Source organism: Stenotrophomonas sp. 05L44_2 (assembly GCF_056665995.1).
This window is the reverse complement of the sequence record NZ_JBFTNR010000997.1, coordinates 1-1118: the sequence shown is the minus strand read 5'-3', so window position 1 is coordinate 1118 and position 1118 is coordinate 1. Positions and strand designations below refer to the sequence as shown.

Sequence of the window (1118 nt, the reverse complement as noted above, 5' to 3'; positions counted from 1 at the left end):
GGCCGATACGGGTGATGCAGGCCACAGCGATGCCGAGGCGGCGCGCGAACGGGCGGCGCTCTTCGGGCAGCTTGCTGACGGCGATGGAGATGAACACCAGATTGTCGATGCCGAGCACGATTTCCAGCGCGCTCAAGGTGAACAGGGTCAACCAGACGTTCGGATCGGCGAGAAGCTCAAGGGACATGGGAAGTCTTCAACAAGGGGGAGGAAGAAGGATCAGCCGACGCTGGCCGGGAACAACCGCGGCACCAGCACCAGGGCCCAGCACAGCAGCACGTTCATCATCAGCACGAACACCGCCGCCGAGCCCATGTCCTTGGCGCGGCCGGCCAGTTCGTGGATTTCCGCGCCATAGCGCTCGATCACCGCCTCGATGGCCGAATTGGCCAGCTCCATCGCCAGCACCAGCAGCATCGAGCCGATCATCAGCGCACGCTCCACCGGGGTCTGGCCCAGCCAGATCGCCAGCGGGGTCAGCAGCACCAGCAGGTAGACCTCCAGCCGGAACGAGGACTCGTGCAGCCAGGCAGCACGCAGGCCCTGCCAGGACCAGCGGGCGGCCTGGAAGATGCGGCGCGGGCCGCGGGGCATGTGGCCGAACTGATCAGCCACGGGTGATGGATCCAGCAACAGGGGCGCGGCGCAGCGACCGCTCAGACGCACGGCAGGAAATCATGGGTGCACAGGGATAGGCAGACAGCCCCCATTTTGCCACAAGGGCGGCAATGGCACCCCGCACGCCCCGCCGCGAGGCCCTGCGAACGACCCCGCAAACGGCCCAGCGCGGCCAAGCGCGGGGCCAGCCCAGCTTCTATGATGGATACCCCTGCCCTGCCGGAGTGCCTGATGACCCGTCCCCGCACCTGCCTGATCCTGCTCGGCCTGCTGGCCGCGCCGCTGGCCCAGGCCCTGAGCCCGCCGGCGTCGCCGCAGGTCCCTGCGCAGGTCTCCAACGTGGCCTGGGAGGCCGACATCGCCGCCTTCGCCAGCGCCGACCGGACCAATCCGCCGCCGCGCGGCGGCATCGAGTTCATCGGCAGCTCGTCCTTCCGCATGTGGGACAGCCTGGCCCGGGATTTCCCGGGGCAACCGGTGTTCAACCGCGGCTTCGGGGG

The 1118-nt window shown here is 68.7% G+C and carries 2 protein-coding genes and 1 pseudogene; 1 reads left to right on the top strand and 2 read right to left on the bottom strand.

What is annotated here, in order from left to right:
* The coding region (locus tag AC1VAN_RS22615; RefSeq protein ID WP_480986836.1) for a TerC family protein at positions 1 to 187 on the bottom strand (187 nt) is incomplete at its 3' end.
* 32 nt (positions 188 to 219) lie between these two features.
* Positions 220 to 615, bottom strand: coding sequence for a diacylglycerol kinase (locus AC1VAN_RS22610; protein WP_025877898.1), 396 nt, complete (start codon positions 613 to 615; stop codon positions 220 to 222).
* A gap of 234 nt (positions 616 to 849) precedes the next feature.
* On the opposite strand from AC1VAN_RS22610, the pseudogene AC1VAN_RS22605 reads away from it, so the two are divergent.
* A pseudogene (locus tag AC1VAN_RS22605) lies at positions 850 to 1118 on the top strand (hypothetical protein); the annotation flags it as partial.